The sequence below is a fragment of the Salinivibrio sp. ML198 genome, from assembly GCF_001996015.1.
GTDB lineage: Bacteria > Pseudomonadota > Gammaproteobacteria > Enterobacterales > Vibrionaceae > Salinivibrio > Salinivibrio siamensis.
Genome location: NZ_MUEZ01000018.1, coordinates 1 through 24976, shown reverse-complemented (window position 1 = coordinate 24976; position 24976 = coordinate 1). Strand labels below are relative to the sequence as shown.

The 24976-nt window shown below is 43.0% G+C and carries 14 protein-coding genes and 2 pseudogenes; 9 read left to right on the top strand and 7 right to left on the bottom strand.

Features of this window, described 5'->3' with window-relative positions; all coding sequences use genetic code 11:
- Window positions 1-18: 18 nt before the first annotated feature.
- The 4 genes from BZG25_RS12685 (at window position 19) to BZG25_RS12670 (ending at window position 9421) form a co-directional block, all read left to right on the top strand.
- Window positions 19-3267: a type I restriction endonuclease subunit R gene (locus BZG25_RS12685; RefSeq protein ID WP_077639192.1), complete on the top strand. Its 3249-nt coding sequence runs from the start codon at window positions 19-21 to the stop codon at window positions 3265-3267.
- Window positions 3267-4295, top strand: a complete 1029-nt coding sequence (locus BZG25_RS12680) for a hypothetical protein (protein WP_077639191.1) — start codon at window positions 3267-3269, stop codon at window positions 4293-4295. Before BZG25_RS12685 ends, BZG25_RS12680 begins: the two co-directional genes overlap by 1 nt.
- Window positions 4296-4600: 305 nt before the next feature.
- A complete protein-coding gene (locus BZG25_RS12675; protein ID WP_077639190.1) occupies window positions 4601-7933 on the top strand; it encodes an ATP-binding protein in 3333 nt (1110 codons plus the stop codon).
- 405 nt (window positions 7934-8338) lie between these two features.
- Window positions 8339-9421, top strand: coding sequence for a type I restriction endonuclease (locus tag BZG25_RS12670; RefSeq protein ID WP_077639189.1), 1083 nt, complete (start codon window positions 8339-8341; stop codon window positions 9419-9421).
- 69 nt (window positions 9422-9490) lie between these two features.
- Here the strand turns inward: BZG25_RS12670 and BZG25_RS12665 are convergent, their stop codons facing one another.
- Window positions 9491-10663, bottom strand: coding sequence for a site-specific integrase (locus tag BZG25_RS12665; RefSeq protein ID WP_077639188.1), 1173 nt, complete (start codon window positions 10661-10663; stop codon window positions 9491-9493).
- Between the two features lie 479 nt (window positions 10664-11142).
- On the opposite strand from BZG25_RS12665, the gene BZG25_RS12660 reads away from it, so the two are divergent.
- A complete protein-coding gene (locus BZG25_RS12660) occupies window positions 11143-11694 on the top strand; it encodes a recombinase family protein (protein ID WP_077639187.1) in 552 nt (183 codons plus the stop codon).
- 1163 nt (window positions 11695-12857) lie between these two features.
- On the opposite strand, the gene BZG25_RS12655 is transcribed toward BZG25_RS12660, so the two are convergent.
- The 3 genes and pseudogenes from BZG25_RS12655 to BZG25_RS12645 form a co-directional block, all read right to left on the bottom strand.
- Window positions 12858-14966 carry a lipopolysaccharide assembly protein LapB gene (locus BZG25_RS12655; protein WP_077639186.1) on the bottom strand — a complete coding sequence of 703 codons (2109 nt, stop codon included), beginning with the start codon at window positions 14964-14966 and terminating at the stop codon, window positions 12858-12860.
- 515 nt (window positions 14967-15481) lie between these two features.
- A complete protein-coding gene (locus BZG25_RS12650) occupies window positions 15482-17152 on the bottom strand; it encodes a site-specific integrase (RefSeq protein ID WP_077639185.1) in 1671 nt (556 codons plus the stop codon).
- Between the two features lie 283 nt (window positions 17153-17435).
- A pseudogene (locus BZG25_RS12645) lies at window positions 17436-17603 on the bottom strand (aspartate/glutamate racemase family protein); the annotation flags it as partial.
- 105 nt (window positions 17604-17708) lie between these two features.
- Here BZG25_RS12645 and BZG25_RS12640 point away from each other — a divergent pair.
- The 3 genes and pseudogenes from BZG25_RS12640 to BZG25_RS12625 all read left to right on the top strand — a co-directional run.
- A pseudogene (locus BZG25_RS12640) lies at window positions 17709-18653 on the top strand (IS30 family transposase); the annotation flags it as partial.
- 146 nt (window positions 18654-18799) lie between these two features.
- Window positions 18800-18943 carry a hypothetical protein gene (locus BZG25_RS12635; protein WP_077639183.1) on the top strand — a complete coding sequence of 48 codons (144 nt, stop codon included), beginning with the start codon at window positions 18800-18802 and terminating at the stop codon, window positions 18941-18943.
- Window positions 18944-19181: 238 nt separating this feature from the next.
- Window positions 19182-21464, top strand: coding sequence for an ankyrin repeat domain-containing protein (locus tag BZG25_RS12625; RefSeq protein WP_077639181.1), 2283 nt, complete (start codon window positions 19182-19184; stop codon window positions 21462-21464).
- Window positions 21465-21692: 228 nt separating this feature from the next.
- On the opposite strand, the gene BZG25_RS16085 is transcribed toward BZG25_RS12625, so the two are convergent.
- Complete coding sequence (locus tag BZG25_RS16085) at window positions 21693-22640, bottom strand: hypothetical protein (RefSeq protein WP_198535229.1); 948 nt, start codon at window positions 22638-22640, stop codon at window positions 21693-21695.
- Window positions 22641-22929: 289 nt separating this feature from the next.
- Here BZG25_RS16085 and BZG25_RS12615 point away from each other — a divergent pair, with 289 nt between their 5' ends.
- Window positions 22930-23604, top strand: coding sequence for an inovirus Gp2 family protein (locus BZG25_RS12615; RefSeq protein ID WP_077639179.1), 675 nt, complete (start codon window positions 22930-22932; stop codon window positions 23602-23604).
- A gap of 76 nt (window positions 23605-23680) precedes the next feature.
- On the opposite strand, the gene BZG25_RS12610 is transcribed toward BZG25_RS12615, so the two are convergent.
- Window positions 23681-24241, bottom strand: coding sequence for a tyrosine-type recombinase/integrase (locus BZG25_RS12610; protein ID WP_077639178.1), 561 nt, complete (start codon window positions 24239-24241; stop codon window positions 23681-23683).
- A 175-nt stretch (window positions 24242-24416) separates the two neighbouring features.
- Window positions 24417-24920, bottom strand: a complete 504-nt coding sequence (radC, locus tag BZG25_RS12605; protein WP_077639177.1) for a DNA repair protein RadC — start codon at window positions 24918-24920, stop codon at window positions 24417-24419.
- Window positions 24921-24976 lie beyond the last annotated feature (56 nt).

Genomic DNA, 24976 nt, shown 5'->3' with positions numbered 1-24976 from the left:
TAGAATAAGAGAATGGTTATGAAAGACACCACACAAGAACGGATATTTCAGGACGACATCATCCGCCAGATGGTGGCTAATGGCTGGGTGCAAGGTACTGGCGAGGGCTACAACCGCGAATCAGCACTCTATGAAGCGGATGTGCTGACCTTTATCAAACAGACGCAGCCGAAAGAATGGGAGAAGTTCTGCAAAGTCTTCCCAACCGACTCAGAGCGTCACTTCCTTGATGCCTTGGTGGCTCAGCTTAAAAAAGCCGATGAGAACGCCACTGATCGTGCGTCACGTACCTTTGGCACTTTGGGCGTTTTGCGTCATGGTTTGAAAATCCGTAATGCTCGTTTTGAATTGTGTCAGTTTAAGCCCGAGCATAACCTCAACCCTGAAACCTTGGCACGTTACCAACAAAACATCTGCCGTATTGTGCCAGAGCTGGTTTATAGCCCGTATGCCACGCAGGCGGAATTTGAAGCGACAGGCAAGCAAGCCAAGAAGTGGCGTATTGACTTGGTGTTGTTCGTTAATGGTTTGCCCGTCTCTACCCTTGAACTGAAATCCGAGTTCAAACAAGCAGTCGAAAACGCCATTGCGCAATACAAGCTAACCCGTTTACCGAAAGACCCAGCCACCAAAAAGCCAGAGCCGCTTTTAAGCTTTAAACGCGGTGCGTTAGTGCATTTTGCGGTAAGCCAGTATGAAGTCTACATGGCAACCAAACTCGCGGGCACCAATACCTTCTTCCTGCCGTTTAACAAAGGGACGCATGATGGCGGTAAGGGTAATGATATTCCTGAAGATGAAAATCGCTACGCCACCGACTACCTGTGGAATGAAGTATTAACCCCAGATAACCTGCTCAACATCATCGGGCGGTTTATCCACCTTCAAATAGAAGAAAAGGAAGATTGGGAAGGGCGCAAAACCAAGAAAGAAACCCTGATCTTCCCGCGTTACCACCAGTGGGATGTAGTCACCAAGCTGGTTAATGCCGCAATTGAAGAGGGCACTGGCAATAAGTACCTGATTCAACACAGTGCAGGGTCGGGTAAGTCCAACTCGATTGCATGGACAGCGCATCAACTCTCGACCTTGCATGATGCCAAGGGCAACAAGCAATTTGATTCGGTGATTGTGGTGACTGACCGCACCGTATTGGATGACCAGCTACAAGACACCATCTATCAGTTTGAACATGCTGATGGCGTGGTGGGGCGCATCAACCGTAAAGAGGGCGATGGCTCGAAATCAGAGAAGTTGGCTTCGGCTCTGGAAACCTCTCAACCAATCATCATCGTGACCATTCAAACCTTCCCGCATGTTTTAAAAGCGATTGAGAATTCAACGTCATTGAAAGCGCGTCGTTATGCCGTCATTGCCGATGAAGCGCATTCGTCACAAACAGGCGCAACCGCTCGTCAGCTTAAAGAAGTGTTGATGACGGATGAAGTCGATGATGACATCGAATTATCGTCTGAAGATATTCTCGATGCTACTGTTGCGGCTCGTCGAGGCAGTGCCAACCTGAGTTATTACGCCTTTACCGCCACACCAAAGCAAAAGACGCTGGCGTTGTTTGGTCGCAGGCCTGATCCAGAGCAGCCAGCATCTAAACGCAACTTGCCGGTGGCTTACCACATTTATTCGATGCGTCAGGCGATTGAAGAAGGCTTTATCCTTGATGTGCTGAAGAACTACACCAACTACAAGGTGATCTATCAGCTCAAGCAAAAGCTGGAAGCGGAAGATAAAGAAGTGGATGCCGGCAAAGCCAAGGTGAAGCTTAACAACTGGGTACGCCTGCATGACCACAACATTTCACAGAAAGTGAAAGTGATCATAGAGCACTTCAAAAAGAACGTGATGGGCTTGTTAGGTGGTCAAGCTAAGGCCATGGTAGTCACCAGTTCACGTAAAGAAGCGGTGCGCTACAAACTGGCGTTTGATAAGTATGTGTCTGAGCATGGCTACGCGGGCATTCGCGCCATGGTCGCCTTCTCTGGCGAAGTCGAGTTTAACGCTTCCGATCCAGACAGCACAGCGTTTATGGATCAGAAGTTTACTGAGCATAGCATGAACCCTGACCTTAAAGGGCGTGAGATGCGCAAAGCCTTTAACACTGATGATTATCAAGTGATGCTGGTTGCCAATAAATTTCAAACGGGCTTTGACCAACCGAAGCTCTGCGCCATGTATGTCGATAAAAAGCTGGCTGGCGTTGAGTGTGTGCAGACGCTTTCTCGCCTCAACCGAATCTATCCGGGCAAAGCGGAGTGCGGTACGTTTGTGCTTGATTTCTACAACGAACCGCAAGATATTTTGGATGCTTTCCAGCCTTATTATCAAGTGGCAGAGCTTGAGGATGTCACTGACCCTGACAAAATATTCGATCTATCAGAGAAGCTACGCGCTAGCGGTATCTTCCTTTGGTCGGAGGTCGAGCAGTTCATTGATGCCTTCTTTACCAAAAACAAGTCTAATGCGGCGATCAGTAATATCTGTAAGCCTGCGATAGACCGTTGGCGCAAGCGCTACACTTCTGCAGTAGACGAATACATTCACGCCAAAAATGTGTTTGAACGCACCAAGAAAACAGGCGATGCGGTATTAATCGCTAATGCGGAAAATGCCTTCAAAGAGAGCAAGCAGGAGAAAGACCGTCTTGAGATCTTTAAGAAAGACTTAGGCAGCTTCGTCCGCTTCTATGAGTTTATGTCCCAGATTGTCGATTACGACGATAAAGAGCTAGAGAAGCTGAGCCTGTATGCGCGTCACTTGCGCCCAATGCTGCGCGAGAAGGTGATTGAAGAGGATGAACTAGATCTTGGTGACGTGGTAATGAGCCACTATCGCTTATCAAAAATCCGTCAGCAGGACATTCAGCTTCAAGAGAATACGCCTGAGTATAAGTTGCACCCAAGTAACGATGTAGGTACAGCTAAGCCAAAAGACAAGAAAGAAGAGTTTTTGTCTCACATCATTGAGCGATTGAACGAAGTATTTCTCACTGACAACCTGACCGACAAAGACATGATCAACTATGCCTTTACGGTGCGTGACAAGCTCACGGAAAACGAAACGGTGATGAGCCAAATCGCCAACAACACTCGCGAGCAAGCCATGCTGGGTGACTTCCCACGTGCGATTGATGATGCGATCTTGAATAGCAATGAAGCCCACCAAGAGCAGATGATGCAGTTGTTGTCTGATCCGAACAAAACCAGACAATTTGCGCGGGTGATTTTTGATATGTTGAGTGGCGTTAAATAGTGGCTATCTATCAACTATCGAATGATGAGCTAGTTTCTGTTGAAACAACTTCATTTGAGGTAGAACAACTCAAGGAAAGGCAAGACATTCAGCGGCTATTAAGAACTAATATTGCCGCTATCAGCGAAGAAACGTTGGTTATAGCCGAAGAGTATGGTCACTTCGTGGATTCTAACCGACGTATTGATCTTCTTGGTATCGACAAAAATGCCAATCTCGTTGTTATCGAGTTAAAGCGCGATGATGATGGCGGACATATGGAGCTTCAAGCAATCCGCTATGCTGCCATGGTTGCAAACTTAACTTGGGAGCAAGCGGTCAGTGCCTATGGCGACTTTCTTACCCAGACTGAGCAGGATTTGGATGCTCAAAGCTCATTGCTTGACTTTCTCGGTTGGGATTCCCCGCAAGAGGATGATTTTGGTAAAGAAGTACGCATCGTGCTTGCTGCTAGAAACTTTTCAAAAGAGATCACTACCTCTGTCTTATGGCTTAACGATATGGGGCTGGATATTACCTGTGTCCGCCTTAATCCCCTTCGTTTGGGAGAAAGGTTGTTGCTTAACGTTGAGCAAATAATTCCTCTGCCTGAGGCCCTAGACTATCAAATTGAAGTTCGCCATAAAAAGCGTGAAGAGAGGGCGGCGCGCAGTGGTAGTAAAGATAGGTCAGTGCTAAGCCTGTTCGTTGGTGGTGAGTTGTTTGAGAAAGACTTTAAAAAGTCGGATGTTGGTTTGTTTACAGTCTTAGCTCTCGCCCAAAATAACCTGATTGACGAAGACGCTTTTCAATTCCTACGTCACAACAAAACCTGCTCTTTCCAGCTTTTGAAAAAGCGCGAAGAGATCAAAGCTACTGAAGATAAATATAAGAAGTATCGTACTCATCTCGAACCTGAATTTACTTATCAAGGGCAGGAATATTATGTAGCTCGCAACTGGGGATTGCCAAACACGAAGCGATTTATGGAAGAAATCCAAAACAGGTTCTCCAGCTTGCGCTTTGAGTGGGGGGTAGGCTGCCTATGACATGTCAAAAAGGGCGAGAAGTCAGTGACTTGTCCTTTCCAATCGATTGGTGGGCTGGCGTAACTTGAGCTCGTGATATAAGTTCATGTGTTTGCTAATTTCTCCCGGCTTGACTTTCGTAAGGTTTACCATTGGGTTGAAAGTGAAATAGATGAGTGTTTAGCTGGAAGGTGACTTCGTGCCTCTTTTTTTCAGAGGGAGTCGTCACACTCTATCATTCTTCTTACATTCTCTATCGCCTTATGCAACCAGGCTGTATATCATCGTAAATTAATGATGTTTGATGGTAGTGTAGGTTTTGGTTAGTGGAGAATAGAAAAAAAAGCTTAGTTAATGTATTGAAGTCCTGGCATTTAGTAGAGTTTTTTCAAGCCTACACAGTACCAGACAAAGACGACAGTAAAATTGCTCCAGTAAACGTGGCTGGTCACGAACTGCAGTCGTACGGTAATTACTTACTTCCGTGGTTAAATCCCGCCGCTCGTGACAAGCTCGGCCTCACTCCGGGAAAAAGGTGTGTTTATACCCTATATCTAGGGTTGTTCGATAAATCGGCGATAGATAAAAAAGTTTCAGAGTATTTTTCTACCAACCGCCAGGAGGACTGCTTCTCTGAAGAGGTAGAGCAAAGAAGAGACAATGAAGGGGCATCTTGCTTTGCCAAATTGATGTTGGATGAGTTTGGTTCTCCCCGACTCGATACCTTTTCGGTAAGTACACTACCATGGGCTTTAGCCGAGTTACTCGGGGGAAGGGCTGGGTCGATATCTCAGGAACGATTTGAGAGTCGGTGCGACGATCTTAATGAATTTGTGGATCGCTGGTATAAAACTTTGCCAAGCCATCCTCGCTCAGAGGGAAGACATACTCTTTGTGTGAAAAGCCTAATGAACTTGATTGAAGGGCTTTATCAATGGGCTGGTATTTCCAATCAGGAGTTATTGCTTTCAGATAATTCAAAGGTTTACCCGCTTCAGATGGCTTTTTATGAGTACGAGGCGAAGTCAGACAATCTTTTGGAGAATAAAAACAAGTCAGCAAAAGCTGAAGACGATAACGAAGATGACCCTAGCGATGACGAATCTCAGTTACCCATCCTGAACAGCTTTTACATTCGAGATATAGAACGTGCCATTAATGCAATTTCTACTAGCAGGACTAGCAAGCCCCTTCAAACCTATCTGGGGCAATCCGGTCACAAGCATGTCGATCTGTACACAAACGATTCTATGCCATTGATTCATAAGAATCTTAGCCCTAAAGAAACGCCAGAAGGAAGGTGGTTGACAGAACCTGCGCACAACATGTCCTTAATGCAGCAGTTTGCTATAAATACCGTATTCAAAGAGCTAGATACTGGCGGTCTTATCTCAGTTAATGGTCCGCCAGGAACAGGTAAAACGACGTTATTGCGGGATATAATTGCGCAAAATATTGTTGAGAGAGCGAAAGTATTAGCTTCCTTTTCGAAAGCTCGTGACGGGGTAAGTCCTGAAGGATTTCTTGTTGAAGAACTTGCTGATTTTGAAATGGTCGTAGCGTCCTCTAACAATGCCGCGGTTGAAAATATCTCAAAGGAGCTTCCTCAAGTAAAGTCGGTAGCTGGCAGGTATGCTGATACTGGTTTTTTTCGCTCTGTTGCCAATCAAGTAAGTGCTGATGAAAAGAAAGGTCGTTTACAGCCTTTGGACGACAAAAAGCAGAGCTGGGGGAATATTTCAGCTGTCATGGGAGCTTACAAAAAGAGGTATAAGTTTCTTGATCGTTTTTTCTTCAAGAATCATTACGAAAAAGGCAAAGAACCAGCAGTTAGAGAACCTTCTTTAGACTTCTTGAACTTTTGGAAATATCGCTCAACTTATGCAGGACCTTCTTTTAACACGGCTAAAAAAAATTTTAAAGAGAAGTTATCTCGTTTCCATGAACTGAATGACAAGTTAGCCTATTTTGATAGCCTGAAAAATACTTTCGATGCACATAAATTTGATGGTGAACTACATCGGATGAACCTAGCTCTCAATGAGCTAGAGAACTACGTTCATTCGCTTTCTATGGAGTTAGATGCCCTTAATTCGATAAGAAATGCTGAAGTAAAAAGGGAAGAAGAAATTGCAGTCTCCATAGAGTTGATGAAGGTGAACACGCCTAGTTGGTTTAGTCGGCTCTTTAACACTAAGAAAAATAAACAATATAAGGCCTCACTATCCCAAAAGCTTGGCGAGTTCGAAAGTGTCAAAAAAGCTATCCGGTCGGCTGTTGGTGATGTTGAAGCCAAAGAAATCGAGATAAAAACATATACAAAGAAAATTTCACAGCAGCAGGTTGATATTCAAGCTTTAGAGCTTGAAAAGAAGAAGCTTCTAGATGAGTTAGGAGCCTATAGAAAGGAGTTTGAAGAGTATCATTTACCTGAAATTACTGATGACATTGAGGGGCATGACAGACAGAGGCACGCATGCTGGCAGCACGAAGAGATCAATGCATTGAGGTCTGATGTATACGCGGCAGCGTTACTGCTTCACGAGGCTTGGTTGATAGAGGCTAGCAATCTGAATAGTTTTCTCTCGCAGATACATAAAATTAATGATGTTGTATTAGGGAAGAGTCGCGAGAATGCTCTGGCGATTTGGCAGATACTATTTATGTTTGTCCCTGTGGTTTCGACGACTTTTGCTTCATTGGGAAATATGTTTTCTAAGTTGCCCCCAGAATCTCTAGGTTGGCTCATGATTGATGAGGCCGGGCAAGCAATACCCCAAGCAGCGGTTGGTGGATTGCTTCGTGCTAAGAGGGCTGTGGTTGTTGGAGATCCTCTGCAAATCGAACCTGTTTTTACTTCTCCACCAGAGCTTATTGACTATCTAATGCAATCTATGTTGCAAGAGGAATCCGAGAAGTGGGACCCTTGTAAGTGGTCAGTTCAGACGTTAGCCGACCGCGTTAACCCATATGGCTGTATGATAGATATGGACGGTGAAGACCAATGGATAGGTATACCGTTGTGGGTACATCGTCGATGTATAGAACCAATGTTTAGCATTTCTAATGAAATAGCTTACAACAATCGAATGATACATGGCTCTGAAAACAATAAAGATGTTGAGCCAAGAAATCATAAAGCCTTAGGACACAATCGATGGAATGATTCACAAGGAGACTGTGTACTCAAACAGTACAAACGTGAGTTGGGGGAAGATGTTAAAGCTCTTTTACTCGAATTAGCAGCGCATAATGGTGACTTAAGCAGCATCTACCTGATAACACCGTTTAAAGCGGTAAAAAAAGAATTGAGAGAAGATCTACGGCGTAACAAGTCTGAGCTGTTGAGTAACTCGAATTGGAAAGAGAAGGATTTTAATAACTTTTTGAAACACAACGTGGGGACTGTTCATACCTTCCAAGGCAAGGAGAACGATACCGTTATTTTGGTACTTGGTTGTGACACAAGAAACAGTGGTGGGGCGTCTTGGGCTTCTTCAAAACCAAATTTGTTGAACGTAGCGGTTACCCGAGCCAAAAAACATTTGTATGTCATCGGTGATCTTCAGGTTTGGTCCGACAAGCGCTATTTTGATATAACATACATGAAGTTAAGCTACGTTAGCTCATGTAACCCTCCCCAAAAAACTGGTCATTAGCAATTAGAGTTTTCCGTTTATACTAAAACAATCTCAAACGTATAGATACAAAAAGCCCCGCTGGACTAGGAGCTCAGCGGGGCTTTCAAACGTTCTAGAACGTCTTCGTATACGAATTTGGTGGAGCTGGCGGGAGGCTATTTCCCAATCCAGCACGCTGCACATAACCTTTTGATTTAAAGGCTTTATTTCGTGTGTCTTCGAGCGTGTGATACCAAATTTTCCCCGAATTGTAGCTCAGCTATGTAGGTGAGTAAATAGTTAAGCTGATTGGCTGTCTTGTAATGAGTACAGATGGGCTTTCAATCACAGCATGCTTGCTATGTTGATGGTCTAATAAAAAAAGCAAATGTATTAAAGCTGTTGCATCTGCAAGCACACTGAAGCAGATATAAGGAGAGTGAAATGGACTTTATAGAGCGACTACAAGCTTTGTCCAAAAAGGTGGGACAGCTATCTGACTCGATAGAAACAGAAGAGGCGACAAAGACTGCTTTGGTGATGCCATTTCTTCACAATGTGCTTGGATACGATATCTTCGACCCCAGCGAGGTTATCCCTGAGTTCACTGCTGATACAGGCACGAAGAAGGGAGAGAAGGTTGATTATGCTCTGATGAAAGACGGGGATGTTCAGATCTTAATCGAGTGTAAGAAAGTGAATGAAGCGCTCTCACCAAAACACTCTAGCCAACTATACCGATATTTTTCAGTGACCAATGCTCGTATAGCTGTATTGACTAACGGTTGTGAGTATCAGTTTTTCACTGACCTCGATGCGCCAAATAAAATGGATGACAAACCGTTCTTGATTCTAGATATGTCCGAGGTCGACGAGCATGTAGTCCCAGAGCTGAAAAAACTGACGAAGACTTCTTTCGATGTCGATTCCGTGGTCGATGCGGCTGGTGAATTGAAGTATCTCAATCAAATAAAAAAGGTGTTAGCAGAGCAGTTCCAAGATCCAGAGGAAGACTTTGTAAAGCTTTTGACTGCTAGGGTCTACGATGGTAAGCAAACAGGCAAGGTAAAAGCGCAGTTTACCGAGATAACTCAGAAAGCTCTAAAGCAATTCCTCAACGACAGCATAAACGCTCGTTTGAAGTATGCCATAGGCAGTGAGGAGCGTGAGGCGAGAGGAGCCAACGAACAACCAGAGCCGGATGAAAGTGCTTCCGAAGCTGATGGTAGCAACCCTAAGATAGTCACCACAGAGGAAGAGCTCGACGGTTATAATGTCGTCAAAGCTATTCTGAGAGAAAGAGTCGATGTATCGCGAGTCGCTCATCGAGACACACAAAGTTACTTTGGGATTCTGCTTGATGATAATAATCGTAAGCCATTGTGTAGGTTACACTTTAATGGTCGACAGAAGTATGTAGGAATCTTTGACTCAAACAAGAAAGAGACTAAAACTCCCATCGACAGTGTTGATGACCTTTTCCAGCTGGCTGGAGAATTAAAGGCATCGGTAGACCTTTACGAGTAAAACTCGTTGGTAGCTCTAGGTAGCCGCAATGAGCTACCTAGCGGCACCCGATGGCGTGACATTAACTATTTACGAGTCCTTTGCTCTTCTTTTTCGCTTTGTCGCGTCAAGAGTCTTTACTACGCCAAAAAGAGAGTTCGCAGTCATATGAGTATACCTAGCTGACATGGACGGCGTCTTATGTCCGAGCCATAACATTATTTTTTGAACAGAAACATCATTCTCGGCCAATCTGGTTGCGCAGGTGTGGCGCATCATGTGAGGTACAAACTCTTGACAACTACCAAATCCTAATGACTCTCTCATTACTTTCCAGTGCCAACTCAGTGAGTCTGGTGTAATATAAAAGATTGGCTGATTTGGATCGCTGTCTTCCCTCTCGAGTAACTTTCTTTCAAGCACCTGCCTCGACCTTTTAACAAGTGGTATGGTTCGTGACGTTTGGTTTTTTGAGTTCTTAATGAATATAGAGCTATTCTCCTCATTGTAGTCTTGCCATTTTAGACGGAGGAGCTCGCTTACCCTTGCCCCTGTGTCGATTGCTAAGCTTATAAAGTCAACAAAGTCTAAGTATCCTCTCTTTTGGAAAAACTCTAATATTTTTTCTTCCTCTTTTATTGTAAGAATTCTTGTGCGAGCATTATTTTCTCTTGTCCATGGGAATAGAGGGATATTGTCAATGAAACCGAGTAAAACAGCATGCTTTAATACGACCCTTATCTTGCTGAGATTTCGGTTAATCGTTGCGTTTGACAAACCCCTTGCCCTTAAATGTGCTACATAATCAACAATCTTTCTTGATGTCACATCGGCTGGTGGAGTGTCACAGCCAAAATACTCAATGCAAAGATAAGCCTTTCTTCTTGTTGCTCTGTAGTCTTTAATGTTTTCTGGTGTCCACCTTGTTTTACAGGCTGACTCGTACGCCTCTTGTAATGTCCCCTCAGATGTTTTACTCGCCTCGACCACTCGAGGGTCTAACATGAATGATTCACTGAAATATAGTTGCTTTTTAGGGTTTAGCTTTAAGAATTTCAGATTGTTTATTAGGTGAAATGCCTTTTCATTCTCGCCTCTCTCATTGATGATTTCCCGAATGGCATGTCTTGGGTTATCCCTCGAAATAACCTTATTCTCTCCATCTATTTGGTAGTCTAATATATAGGTGTTGCCTGACTTGTCTAAGTGTATGTCGTAGTGTTCTAAGATTCTTTTAACGTTGGAATGTATTGGTTGTTTCATTTTTCACCTCGTTATCTGAGGGTTTTATTTTTGTTTTTATTTATATATTTTTGAACCTATGAAATATATTTCATTCACTTGTGACATTTTATTTTCTAAGGGGAGTTTGTTTTTATTTCAACGACATAAATTAGTTTTTAGGTTTTTTGTTATTAGTATTTTTCATGGTTTTTCTGCTTTGTTTTTATGTAAAAAATCCTCTCTCGTTTTTGATAATACATAGTGTATTAAATTTCCCCCATACGCCCTGTAATAAATTTAACTATCTGTATTGGTGGTGTGGAAAATATTTTTATGAGTGCTAATGCCCCTAATGAGAACCTTTGGTTATTTATTGCTCAGATTTATAGGTCTCTTAATGTTGCCTTTTGAACCTACCTCAAACAGCTACGGCAGGGTGGTCTATAAGTCCCATTTGACAGTTTTAGACCTATATGAAATTATGAGTCCATCTTATAGACCAAGATGAAGAGTAAGAAATGGCTGTTATTGCGTATTACCGTGTTTCAACTGACGACCAAACAATCGAGAACCAACGAAGAGAGCTCAATAAGACATACCGTATAGACAAGGAGTTCGCTGATTGTGGAGTGAGCGGGACAGTTAGCACTGAGAAGAGGCCAGAGTTTAAGAAGTTACTCGACTATGTGCGCGAAGGAGACACACTTGTGACGGTCGATCTTGATAGATTGGGGAGAGACAGCATTGATGTGCAAAACACCGTGAGAGAGCTTCTGAGAGGCGGTGTGAACGTCATTGTGACAAGGTTAGGGGTAGACCTCAGCACAGACGCAGGAGAGCTTCTCTTGACCATTCTGTCCAAGGTTGCAGAGATGGAAAGAAGGAAGATGTTAGAACGCGCAAATGCAGGCAGAGAGCGTGCAAAGGCAGAAGGTAAGCATATGGGTCGCCCTCACACTATAAGCAAAGAGCAGGTGCATGAGCTTCGCTCAAAGGGGTACTCTATTAATGCCACAGCTGAGGCCTTGGGCTGCTCTGTGTCGTCGGTGAAGAGGTTACAAAAGTCATAGGTGAAATATCGATCGATGCATCGCTGACTTCATGTATTAATGTTGTGCTGGCAGCTTGATTTACAACGCCTAATTGAAGACCCCTAGGGAAAACTCTTAGATATACATTGAGAGAGGTTAACCATTGATAGCCTCGTGGATAGCTCTCTTCATGGTTCCTTACGTAAGCACTAGGGCATTTACAACGCCTAATTGAAGACCCCTAGGGAAAACTCTTAGATATACATTAAGAGAGGTTAGCCATTGATAGCCTCAACGATAGAGCCTTGTTGTCGAGTCTTCACGCCCTCACTAAGACATTTACAACGTCTAATTGAAGAGCCCAAGGAAAACTTTTAGATATACACTAAGAGTCAGTCTCACTGCCTCCCCCTCTCAGGCTCTTTCTCATCAGAAGTCTCTGTCTAATCGAGCCATTTACAACGTCTAATTGAAGAGCCCAAGGAAAAACTCTTAGATATACATTAAGAGCCCTCTGTGACATCAAACCACTGCTGCTGTAGTCGTAGCAGATACTAAATAGACCACCAGCACAACACTATCGCACCTTTGCTTACATGGATGAGTAGCTAAGTAAAGCGACTCTGCGTTGACTGTTATTTCACTTGATAGAAGGAATTATCATTGTGAGCTGCAGTCGATTAGAGCGTGTCTGAGCTGTATGGTCTGTAGGCACTAGTGGAATATTGTATGGACACAACCAAGAGGGAAGCTTTACGTCTCTTAATATCGTTGGTCTGAATACCGTTATCTGCTCTAGTAAGCTAGGCGGTGATAGCTGGAGCAACACTGACGCTACACGGGTACATCTGAGCTTTAAGTTCCTCTTCGAGCACTGCGTTAAGAGAGTGGTCTAGGTATCATAATGATTCAGGTTAGCGTCAGAGAGGCTGTATTAAGACCAATCCCTAGCTAACGCTCTCATAAGAAGTAACTTGGTTATATACCTTAGTGTGCTGACTTACACACAATCTGACACCTATGGTGGCGAAGCGTGACCTAATCGTACAGACTGTCTTTTATACCACCAAAATAGCTTTTGAACAGAAACGTGCTAGCAAGGTGCCATAAATTAGCACTTGCGTAATCACCTATGGCGTCGCAAAACATTTAATCAAATCGTAATCTTATTCACAACACAGTCATTGAGCAAGACGTATCTATCATTTTACATTTGTTCGAACATCTACTGCAATAGAGTAAATAGTCTTATTTCCGACAACTTGCAGTTTTTTAAGGCCTTTAGAGAAATCATTTTTTCTAGCGTCGAAAACAACCAGATACCCTAAGTATGCACCCGTATTATCTTGGTAGTGAATGATCTGGTCTTTACCAGATATAGCATATGAGCTAGTGTAGCCTGCACCACACATTTTCAGTTCAATAACAACTTTTAAACCACCAGTGAATAGCAGCAATAAGTCAATAAAGCCAGCCCCTGCACGAGATTCTTGGATTATTGTCACATTATCTTTACCAAACTTTGCAGATAAAGATTGAATTAAAAGCTGTTTAGAAGTTTCTTCAGGTTTGCTACTCCACTTGTAAAGTTTCTTCACTTTGTCATATTTCCAAAAGTACATTCTGGAGTTTGCTGAAACTGATTCAGAAAACTGTTGAAGAGCATGCAGTATATCTTCACTAGTTATATGCTTTACGCACTCCGGCCTAAGTCCTGTAATGACAGTGGAGGTTGCTAAATTAGAAATACAATCTTCAATCAACTCTGGTACGCATTCCATATCTGATTTCACTTTTCTGAAATACTCTAGAGCTTCTCGATATCTGTGCTGGCGATGCAAAGATTTTGCATAAAGGAAACAATGATTTGGAAGCTCACCAAGTAACTGTATTCTCTTAAAAAAGAAGTGTTCTGCTTTTTCCCAAGACTCATCTTCCATATAAATAAAAGCTAAATTGTTAGCCGATGATTGATTGTACGGATTGCAGTCCAACGATTTTAGATAGTATGACTCCGCATCTCCTTTTAGGCCTTGTTTTTGATAAATTAATCCAAAGTGAAAGTAAACTAAATCAATGACGTTATTAGAATCCTTTATCTTTAACTGCTTGAGTGCATCCTCAAGTAGCGAAACAGATTGTTCAGTTGATAATTCTTGATTGAGTGATTGCTTCAGTAATACTGTTCCAATTAAAGAGGGGTCTCCTGAGTCTAATACTTCCCGTAGAATTTCGCCGTCTAACTCGTCTCTGTTAAAGCAGGTTCTCGCAACTTTCTGTTGAAGGGTGAATAAATTATCTTTAATCAAAGAGGCTGTTTTCTCAGCTGACTCATTAAATCGCACTGACTTATCCTCATATTGAAGTGCTGAAGAAAAGTGCTCAGCTAATTTATATGACGAATGCAAGCTGACCTCAGCGCCCAACACTTCCTTCTCAAGCTCAATAGCTTCTTCTGCGGCTTCTAGCGCTTCACTCACTTTACCTAGTTGATGTAAATATTTAGCTTTCAACTGTAAAAGTTGTGCTTTTCCATGCCTATCAAATAGCTCTTCTGAGCTCACCAGTGTTAGGGACTTTTCTAGTGTCTCTAATGCTAAGTTAGGTTGCTCCTTAGCTTGTAACTTTGAGAGTTCTAATAAGTTACCAATCGCATCCTTTTTAAGACCTGCCTCCAAAAATTTATCAGCACTCAACCTATGAAAATATGCTTTATCGTTATCAACACTTGAAAGGTGGGCCAAACCTTGAAAAGAAATTGCAACCTCTCTAGGTTTAGCTGTGCTTTTTTCAGACAATAACTTGTATGAGAGAACTGCGGAACTTCTACGTCCTTCATCTAGAGCTAACCTAGCCCTCTCTAAAATAAACCCATTCACGAGTTCCTCATCTAAACTATCTTGAAACTCATTTTCCAGAAGCTCAATGTACTCAACCGTAATCTCGTTTGCACCAATAAAAGAAGCGTAAGCAACACCGAGCATTAGATGTTGTTTTCTTAGTTCTTTATCTAAACCAGAACTATCAATCGAATTAATGATTTCTATTATATGCCAGTCTTTCAATCTTGGAAGAAAGAATGAATTTTCCATTAATGACTTTACAGCTTCAGCATGGTCGCCCGTACTGATCAATTTCTCGGCTTCCTTGACGGATTCGGTAGCAATTTTAATCGGTATATCTTTGATTGACTCATGCACTCTTCTTCCTATTTCTAGAAGTTCAGGAGAGCTATTGTCTATCTTTCCTAGTGATAGGGACTTACTTGTATCAAAGGCAGTTTGAAAATTTATCTGGTTTTTCTCTTTCATAAAATGCCCCTAATGAAATGTGACTATTGACATCAATCGTCAAAGAATAAGCATAGCGTATCATTAGATACACTATACCTATAGACCTAACGAAATTCAGCGATTAGTCCACTAATCAAATACTATTTCTAAAAAACTTGAGGTAAGTACGGCCTTGAAAGGAGTCATGAGCATTAGCTCTAAATGATTTTTAGGGGAAGTGAGCTAGAGTAATCTGTTAGATCTGATTACATCGCTGTTAAACAACTGTCAGACCACGTCCTGATTAATCCAGTTTCAGTCATCAGAGAGAGCAGACTACAAACCGACACAAGGGTTTTAGCCTCAAACGGCTTCCTCCTGTGCATTATGACTGCTCAAAGGAAATGCTTAGAGAAATCATGGGGCACTGCTGCGTGCTGCAATAATCGAAATCTAAACCACCATCAGTCGAGCAACAGTGCTTCCACTTGGCTGTTATAGGCTTCCTGAGAGTCCATATAGAAGCCACAGAGAAGCTATCCTGCCGCTGAGAGTCAAGTATCAACTGACTCATGTTCGTCGATGGGGTAATCTATGGTCTCTACATGCTTCTTGAGACTAGCTATCGTCAGGCCTGAGCCGTAATTACCACTTACAGAGCTTTCTGACCATCCACCAAGTTGCTTATAAGCTACTTCAGGCACTCCAGCATTCAACGCGAGGTCTTTGAAGTTGTGTCTCAAGCTATGGAAAGTCACACGGTCTGCTCTTAGTTCATGCTTACGACAGAAATAGGCATAGCGCTTACTGTATATGTCTGAGCGGTATCCGCCCTGTTTTGGAAGAGGAATATCGAATAGCGTCTCTGTACTCAATGACTGTACAAACTCGATGAAACCGAGGTTTAACAGTGTGTCAGGCAGAGGCACAGATCTGGCCGAAGAGCTAGTCTTTAACGCCTTGTCGTCCTCTTCATTTACAGAGATATACCAAATGCCTTCGTGTTGCCTGATGTCTGAAGGTCTCAACTGGACGATTTCATTCATACGTAGACCACAACAAAGTGCTATTCGTACAATCCAATAGTGCTCTGTGCCTTTGGTCAACTGAAGCAACCTGTCGAGCATCTCTGGTGAGTATGGTCTCCGTGCGTCCTTGTCCGCTATTTTTTTCTTGAGCTTCACGTTCTCTGCAGGGTTGAATGTGATATATCGTTCTTGCATAGCGAACTTAAATATTGCAGAAATCGCTTCTAAGCGCTGATTGATGCTCGTGATAGAAAGAGGGGGAAGGTGCTTCAATTGCCCACTACTCACCACAGCAATAAGCTCAGGAGTCGTGAGATTCTTGGTCTCCTTTAACTTGGCTGAATTACTTGGCGTGTCTATCAGTACATTCCTCAGATTTCTTATATCTAGTGCCAAGACCTCTTTGACAGGATAGTCAGCCCCCATAAAACCAAGAAGGAACTCAATAGATACTTGATAGCGCTGCTTGAGCTTCTCACTCATTGGCTTACCAGTTGCTGCCATTTCTGTTTGCTTGTTCTCTAAGAACTCACTAGTGACATATTCAAGTGTTGGAGCTTTTTCTATCTTAGGAATTGGTTTGGTGATGGTCTTAATGTCGCTCGAGAAGCCGCTAATCGAGCCTAGGAGAGTCTTTGTCTGGGCTTTTAGGTGCTGAGCGAATTCGATGAATACACGCGCTTTCTGTGGCTCTGTGAGCGCGTTGTACTGGTCGATAATCCGGCTAGGGATGGCTCCCTCAAAAACATGGTGTGCGCGAGGTGCATCAGCTAGTTTTAGGCTGTCGTGTAGCATGCCTGCTGCATGTTCTTGAATGGCGTCTAGGCTTGCTTCTAACCCGTTCCGTATACCCTCAACATCGACAGAGCCAGTCAGCATGTTGTCTTGCTTGTCTTTTACCCACGTATTGGCGGCTTCAATGGCAATGTTCTGAAGGTCGACCAGCTCAACTCTCTTCTCTGGTACAGAATAGCCACTGAGCTCCGCGAACTCTTTCATCAGGCGACCAGCCTCGATGGTGGCTAGTTGTTTGGCTTGTGTCTTGTTCGAGGTCTTCAAAGAGAAGCGAATAAGGCGCTTGCCATAGTGCTCGACTAGGCGGCTAGGAACTCGCTTTTGGAAATAGTAAACGCTGCTGTTTTTACGTTTGTATATGTGCAAATCGTCGCCCGTGTAGCTCAGCTGCGTATCACACATATGCTTTTTAACTGCTTGAAACAAAAGAATTTTTAATAAAAACAACAACTTAAAGGAAAGTGGTGGGCTGGCGTAACTTGAATTAGAGTGGTAAGTTTATGTATTAATTGGATTTTTATGGTTTGACTTTGGTGTGGTGTACCATTGGGTGTATCTAAAGTACGGACTGTATCAAGAGTCCACAATGAGACACCCAATCAATGTATGTCTAGTCTATAACAGATTACTGTCGAGGAGTGACTTCTACTTGTCTGTGCTGTTTACTGGGTACGACTTCTTGTCGTTAATCCTCTCCAAGAGATCTTAGTACGGCAGCGTTCGCATGGATTGCTGTGGTATCAAACAGTGGCACATTAGTGTGCTTTTGCTGAACAAGTAGCGCAATTTCCGTGCAACCTAGGATCACCGCCTCCGCCCCTTCATGCTTCAGCTTATCAATTACCTTCAGGTACCTGAATTCAGATAATAAGTTCAACACTCATGGTTAAACTGTCGAGAGGAAGTCAACTGCTGATAGTGGTACGCTTCTCATCGCCAAAATCAAAACGTGATTACCATGAGCTACCAGCAGTTGACCGAAGGACAACGATACCAGATTTCTGTCCTTTTGGCCCGTGGCTGTTCACAAACAGTCATTGCCGAAACCCTTTGTAAGTCAAAATCAACAATATCGAGAGAGCTAAGTAGGAACCGATTACCAGACGGCGGTTACGAGCCCGCTCAAGCTCAGCAGCTAGCGACAAGTCGACGTATATATGCCGCCAAAAGGCGCATCTCTTCGATGACAATCGATTTTGTTAACCTCTGCCTAAACGTTGATTGGAGTCCAGAGCAGATTAGCCATGTGAGCACGCGGTTAGACATGCCTGTCAGCCATGAATGGATTTATCAATATGTGGCAACGGATAAAGCGGCTGGCGGCAAACTGTATAAGTCATTGCGCCAAGGGCACAAACGCTATCGTAAGGGCAAAACAAGCAAGCGCTGTGTGATACTAGACCCCGTCTCTATCGATGAGCGGCCAGCCATTGTTGATACTCGTGAGCGTTTTGGTGACTGGGAAATCGATACTGTTTTGGGCAAACACGGCACAGGCGCGCTTGTCACTATTGCTGAACGAACCAGTCGCTTTTACTTGGCAAAAAAGGTGAGCAGCAAAAACGCTGATGTCTTCCGTGATGCCATCATTGAGCTACTTCGACCGTACGCCGCGTATGTGCACTCAATCACAGCAGATAATGGTTCAGAATTTGTCGGACACAAGGCAATAGCCGAGGCATTAGAGACAGATATTTACTTTGCTCACCCTTATTCATCCTGGGAGCGAGGTTTAAACGAAAACAGTAACGGGCTGCTCAGGCAGTATATTCCCAAGGGCACTGACCTGCGTGAAATCACTGAAGAAGAGGTGATGCAAGCTGTGCCCCGTTTGAATTCTCGACCAAGAAAATGTCTTGGTTTTAGGCAGCCTAGCGTTATCTTTAACAAGTTATGTCAGGCTACAGATGAGAGTGTGCACTTCGCGGTTGAACCCGCGGCTGCATTGGAACAAATAATGTCCTTCAAAAAAATCTCCAATTACCAAGGTGATGGTTTTTATAGTCATTGTTAATGTTACCTTGTTCACAACAAACAAGGAGAATGAACATGTCTAAATCAAAATCTACCCCGATGACATCAGCTGCGGCAGCACGAATTCAATCTACTCAATCCAAAGCAACGGGAGGGCAAACGCCTAAAGGAAGCTTTGGTGCGCGTGCACAGTCTGCTGCCGCTAAAAACGGTAAGTAAGCTCGAGGGATTGGAGGGTAGGGGCAGTAATGCCCCTATAACTAAGATTGCAAAAATACAGCAGCGATAAAGACATACATCAGTTAATCTGCAAGCTAATTAAAAATGATTGGCATTACCAACGACGGAAAAAACATGGGCGCTTATATTCCCCATCTGGATATTCCATCACGGTTCCAGGTAGCCCAAGTGATAAACGAGCATTCACTAACTTTTCTAAAGATATCGAGCGTACAGCATGACTAACCCAAGAATAGAAACGCCTTATTACACCATTCAATATCTACTCCGAGAGTTTGCTAATGGTTTAGGTACCAAAGGTATTGATCCTCATGTTGCTAAAAAAATTGATGATGCTTGCAAAAAGAATGAAATTACACCAGATATATATTATGAACTCAAACATAAGTTGATCTTCGAGCCACTTAGAGGGTTTGTTAATGAATCAATAGCGCATAGGTTTGTTGCTGGATTTGATAAGCTTATTGATAAATATCGTGAATTAATGAAAGTTGCACCATTAGATGGCGTAAGTACAGATGATGGGCATGCATTTTTAGAAAGGCATTTTTTAACTTTTACGATTGCTTTATTCTGTGACGACATGCTGGGTGATGTCTATATTAATTCCAGAGTTGTGGCACAAAGTGGCCAGTCGTTCGTATCTATTGTCGTTAATGAAATTAAACAACTGCCCCAATGGCCAGAACACTATAAAAAGCTTTCTGCTGAAACCAAAGAACGATTACGAGTTTGGTCTTTGGCTGAGGGTGCAGAACTGCCGAGTATCAAGAGTATTAATCTTATTGGGCATAAGTTTCGATCGGAACAATTATGGCTTGCGCTAAAGGTAAACTTTTTGGTTGCTCGTTTATGGGATTACTTCTTTAAGAAATTCCCTAGAATGGATGCATCTTTGTTGTGTTCAGTTAACCCTCACGATTTAGATTGTTCTTATCGTCAGTCTTTAATGGCGTTATTGGAAAAAGCGAAGAAAAAACATCAACGCACTATTCCGTTAGCACTGGAATTAGATCATGAACTGCGCTTGCGATTTCCTAAAAAGAACGATTCGGAAGAATCTTGTCTCATTCTACTAGATAGATTTAAACATGAAACTAAAGCAGATATTAATCATGAATCAACCTATTTCTTCCATTGGATGAAAGCTAGGTTGGAGTTACAGAGTGGGCATTTAGAGTTAGCGGTTGAAGAATACAAACAAGCATTCGAGAAAGTGATTTATCGGCAAGGTGAAAATGCTATCTGTATTATTCGAGAAGCTCTTATCTCTGCATGTCGCATGGCAAAGCCAGATAAACCCTTTATTAACCGTTTACGGCGAATGGCTGCCATGTTAAATATTGATTTGATACCTGATGGACCAGAGAACGAAACAAACAAGAAAAAATCGGCGGATATTGAATATTGGGAAATAGCAGCTTATTCACAACTGTTTGACTCCTATTTTACTAAAGAATCATTTTTCCCTAATTCGAATTATCCGGACAACCCGCATAAAGCGGTTGGGTTATGGTACGTGGACGATAACGATTTCACTATTGATTTAAAAAAACCAAACAAAAAACTGAAAGTAGGTAAGTTTGGTGGGCTAGAGAAAAAAATGCCGCAATTAGTTTATTTTTCTATGGTACACAATACCAAAGCTGTCAGTGAGTTGTTGAGTAAAGGGGCAGATGTAAATCAGTTATCCTCAAGCAATGAGTCGGCATTGCTTTTTGCTGTGCAAGAAATGCAAGTGAACTTATTCCCAATTAACACAATGCAGCACGATAATTTTTGGATGCTGACAGAGCATGATCATACGGCTAAAACGTTAGATACAGTCACGACTAAACGCAAGTTGACACCGTTAGGTTGTGGTGTACAAACAGGTAGCCTTGAGATTGTTCAAAAGTTGGTGGAAATGGGAGCTACGGTAGATCGCCGCCATGATATCGGAAATGAAACACCATTATTCACAGCTATTGCCATGATTAGCCGCCATACTCGCCCACAAGAAGTTGCTAAACTGGGAAAGAAAATGCAATATTCCGATTTGAACTTACAATCTATGCGCGCACACGGTGCTGGAATTGTTCCCCATGATTTGGAGCACCTAAAACTATCGGTTCAGAAAATGCAGCAAGATGAGGGTTTTCAGAATATCGCAGCAGCAATAGAGAAAATTCAACAGGAAAACTATATCAAGTATTCCACTGCTCAAGGGTTTCGCGATATCGCCCAATACCTTATCGCAGAGGGTGCAAATCCGAATGCAAAACACAACACGGCTTTGGAAGGATATACACCACTGATGCTGGCAGTAGAGCTTGATGAAGTTGAATTAGTGCATGCGATGCTCCAATCAACCCGGCATAAAGGTGATTTGTCCGATACGTGTTTTTATCGCGAGGCTAACTTACGGGCAGGGTTATTTGAAATTGCCTGCAAATGGAATGCAAAGAAAGTATTGAAGTCGTTATTTCCACAACTAAAAGAACACTCGCTGTATCGCTAACTCACGCAAGAGCCTTATGATAGGCTCTTTTCTCTACCATTCAACCTCACACTCACTCCCCCCCACGCTTTCTTAAAGCACTCATTTTCATATATAACCGACCGCAATTACCATACGGTTTCACGTACGCCTCATTGAAAAAGAATGCACAATCATGGCAAAAGCACCAGTAAAGAAAAAACGTTGCGTATTTCGGTGATTGCGATCGCTCGTTTCGGTTTATTCCGGTCACCGGATCCTGCCGTTTTTCTCTCTCTTATTTTTAACTCTATTCTTTTTTGCGCTCCAGGCACGTCTGAATTTATTTATAAAGTCTTTTTTTTCATTTTCAGGAGTGAGGTCATAAAACGCTACAAGGACTGACTTTATATCTTCATTGCTAGACGGTGTCCAAGTGTACTTTATTCCTTCTCTTTTTTGAATGTATTCATAAGCCCATATAAGCTGACTGTAGTGGCAGCCATCTAACCATTTTATCATTTCATTTTTATCAATGTTTGTTCGCCACTCATCTTTTAAATGGTTAGATACCATTTTCTCCCCTTCTTCTGAGTAGGGAGAGAAAATTAAGCACCGCTCTATTTGTATCCTTTTTTCCTCTGCCTTATTTTGTGGGAGGTCTTCCAGGTAACTATCGTCTAGCTCAAGATTTTTGAATATAATTTGCTTGGTTGGCTTGCCTTTTATATTTTTTTTGTATCTTAAATGTCTCACCTTTTTGTTCGCTTTTTTTCTTATGTAGCACCACAGCCAGTTTGTTTTTCTATCTTCATCGCAAAGACTATTGAAGTCATAATTTTTTAACTTTTCATCATATAGCTTTTCCTTTGTGTTTGCTAAGAATCGTGAAGTTTTACCTTTGTCACGCTGGCTTTTTTGGTGAATTACATTAGAAAGGGCTCTAATTGTTTTTTCGGATATGGGGTTGTCTTTAATGTATGTTTCTATTTTTTCTTTTTCTTCATCTTTTAGTTCTAGAAGAGACTCCTTGAGTATTTCATTCCAAAAGAAAAATAAATCTCTTTTCGTCTTCACAGCTGTTGAAATGTGTATGTCTATGACGTTTTTTGGCATTGTTATATCGACTGTCTTGCTCTTTTTAACCTGTTTTATCACCTTTTCTAAGTTAGCGAAAGTGAGCTGTTCGCCTCTTGATTCAAGTGTGACTGGTGTCACAAAAGTAGTTTAATTAAGCTTTTTTAGTAGTAATAGTGTATATAAAACGGCGCTGGGGTTATGATCTCCCTTGGAGCAGGATCATAACTTCCACATACTCTGATCGTCGATGACGGAGGGAGAGGCCAGGTTGGCTGGTGGGTGACATGGTCACACTGAGAGGGGTAAGTTGTCGGTATAGTAATATACGTACTAGCTCTTCTCTTCATATACCCATCACCAGTAAACAAGATAAGGTAAAAATTAATGTGACCAGTGTTCCTTTGTAGAACTCACAGAGGAACATGAGATGGACACACATACCTATAAAGGCTTTTCTATCCTTCTACCTATCAATGAATGCAATGCACGTTACTTAGAGAGAATACGCAATATGTTAGCTGATGGTTATCAGGACTATAGTAACCTCACTGTTGCTCGTATTGACTTAAGGTTCCCAGCTACTGATGAGTCTGGTGACTTTCTGACTCGTGATGAAGTCGCCTCCTTCGAGCGAAGGAAAAAAGGCACGATTAAACGATTTATTCGAGCTATTGAATTAGAAATGGCAAAGCAAGAGTGTGAGAAGCGAGCGAAGGGTAAACGGGTGCATCGTTGTAAGGTGCGATATGCTTGGGCAAGGGAGCGTAATCATTCACACAACGATCATTATCATTTCGCGTTGGTTTTAAACAAGAGTAGGTTTCATTGCTGGGGTAAGTTTGAGAACGTCGAGTGCGGTGATGGTTTATATAATATCATTGTCCGTGCCTGGGCGCAGGCAATCGGCCTGTGTAACAATCAAGCGATGGGGTTAGTGCATATCCCTGATAATAGCATTTACTACCTTCACGGTCGCCCTGAGAGCTCTCAGAGCTCTGAGAAGGAGTATAAAGATATATTCCATCGACTAAGCTATTTAGCCAAAAAAAGAACCAAGCGTCGCAACGAGGGGTTTCGTTGCTTTGGTTCTAGCACCAAGTAAATCGTGCACAATCGTTTTTTATTGATGATATATATTTAAAATCCCGTCGGCCGTACTGTCATGGTGCGGCCTTACCTCATATCTCTAAGGCAATAAAATCATTGTCGACATCCTCCTGCGTGATCCCGATATAACGAAGCGTGATGCCTTCTGAGGTATGGCGCAGCATTTTCATCACCCGACCAATATCTTTTGTGGCTTGATACAGCATATAACCGCGTGTTTTTCGCATTGAGTGCGTCCCTAACGAGAGGTTGAGCTCTTGCCCGACCTGTTGAAAGGTGAGAGTAACAGCACGCCGAGAGAGCGGTTTAGGCGGCAACTGCTTAATCTGCTGACAGCGGTGAGATTGAAACAGGTAGACGTGGTCAGGATGGTCGGCCCGTATCTTTTCAATGCGCGCCAGTGTTTTCGGGTTGAGCTGGATATCAGCAATCTTACCTGTCTTACGCTCTTTGATTCGCAACCGGTCACCGTGGATATCGTCGAACCGAATGGCAAGCAGATCGGAGATACGCAACGCCAGGTTTAATCCGATATACCAGACGTCGGCCATTTGGCGATGATAACGAATACTCAATAGGTGGCCGATAAGCTGAACAGTCTCAGCATCTTTGATGGCTTGAACTTCTGACATGGCTTACTTCCTTTTTTCTTCACAGAGGGAGGTTTTGAGAAGCACAGCACGACAGCGACAACCAGACCCTTGTTGCGCCTGGGTTGGCTGCTTCCCGTTTTAACATAATGAGAAGCAGGGAAAGGTATCGCTGCCTGTGTGCATGTGTGGCGTGTGAAAATGGCCTTTGAAGCCGCTACACGACTGGGATCCAGCCTCGCTCGGCGAAAGACACACAGTCTTCACCGACAACCACATGATCTAAAACGCGAACATCGATAAGGCCCAACGCTTTGATCAATTTGTCAGTGATATGACGGTCTGCTTGTGACGGCTCGGCAATCCCCGAGGGATGGTTGTGCGCAAAGATAACGGCGGCTGCATTGTGACTCAGTGCTGCTTTCGCCACTTCGCGTGGATAGATAGACGCGGCATCAATGGTGCCAAAGAACAGGATATCGAACTGGATCAGCCGGTGTTGGTTATCCAGCAGCATCAACGCAAACACTTCACGATCGTACGCGCCGAGTTTGAGCTTTAAGTACTCCATCACGTTTTTAGGGCTCGTGAAGGTGCCTTCGCGTTTGTACTTTTGGGCCAGCGCTTCGGCCGCGTGCTCTAAGAGCTGGTTTAAATCAGATGGCTGGTGGGCAGGGTAGTTGTCTGCAGGGGTGAACAGGGGAGTGTGTGACGTACGCATAGGGAGTCTCCTTTAAGTGATTGATGTGGCTATGCGTATCGATGACATATATCTGA

What these genes read in the sequence shown, in the direction of transcription:
- BZG25_RS12655 (WP_077639186.1), bottom strand. Translation starts at nt 14,966, where the DNA reads ATGAAAGAGAAAAACCAGATAAATTTTCAAACTGCCTTTGATACAAGT.
- BZG25_RS12625 (WP_077639181.1), top strand. Translation starts at nt 19,182, where the DNA reads ATGACTAACCCAAGAATAGAAACGCCTTATTACACCATTCAATATCTA.
- BZG25_RS12670 (WP_077639189.1), top strand. Translation starts at nt 8,339, where the DNA reads ATGGACTTTATAGAGCGACTACAAGCTTTGTCCAAAAAGGTGGGACAG.
- radC (WP_077639177.1), bottom strand. Translation starts at nt 24,920, where the DNA reads ATGCGTACGTCACACACTCCCCTGTTCACCCCTGCAGACAACTACCCT.
- BZG25_RS12660 (WP_077639187.1), top strand. Translation starts at nt 11,143, where the DNA reads ATGGCTGTTATTGCGTATTACCGTGTTTCAACTGACGACCAAACAATC.
- BZG25_RS12610 (WP_077639178.1), bottom strand. Translation starts at nt 24,241, where the DNA reads ATGTCAGAAGTTCAAGCCATCAAAGATGCTGAGACTGTTCAGCTTATC.
- BZG25_RS12650 (WP_077639185.1), bottom strand. Translation starts at nt 17,152, where the DNA reads ATGTGTGATACGCAGCTGAGCTACACGGGCGACGATTTGCACATATAC.
- BZG25_RS12685 (WP_077639192.1), top strand. Translation starts at nt 19, where the DNA reads ATGAAAGACACCACACAAGAACGGATATTTCAGGACGACATCATCCGC.
- BZG25_RS12635 (WP_077639183.1), top strand. Translation starts at nt 18,800, where the DNA reads ATGTCTAAATCAAAATCTACCCCGATGACATCAGCTGCGGCAGCACGA.
- BZG25_RS12665 (WP_077639188.1), bottom strand. Translation starts at nt 10,663, where the DNA reads ATGAAACAACCAATACATTCCAACGTTAAAAGAATCTTAGAACACTAC.
- BZG25_RS12615 (WP_077639179.1), top strand. Translation starts at nt 22,930, where the DNA reads ATGGACACACATACCTATAAAGGCTTTTCTATCCTTCTACCTATCAAT.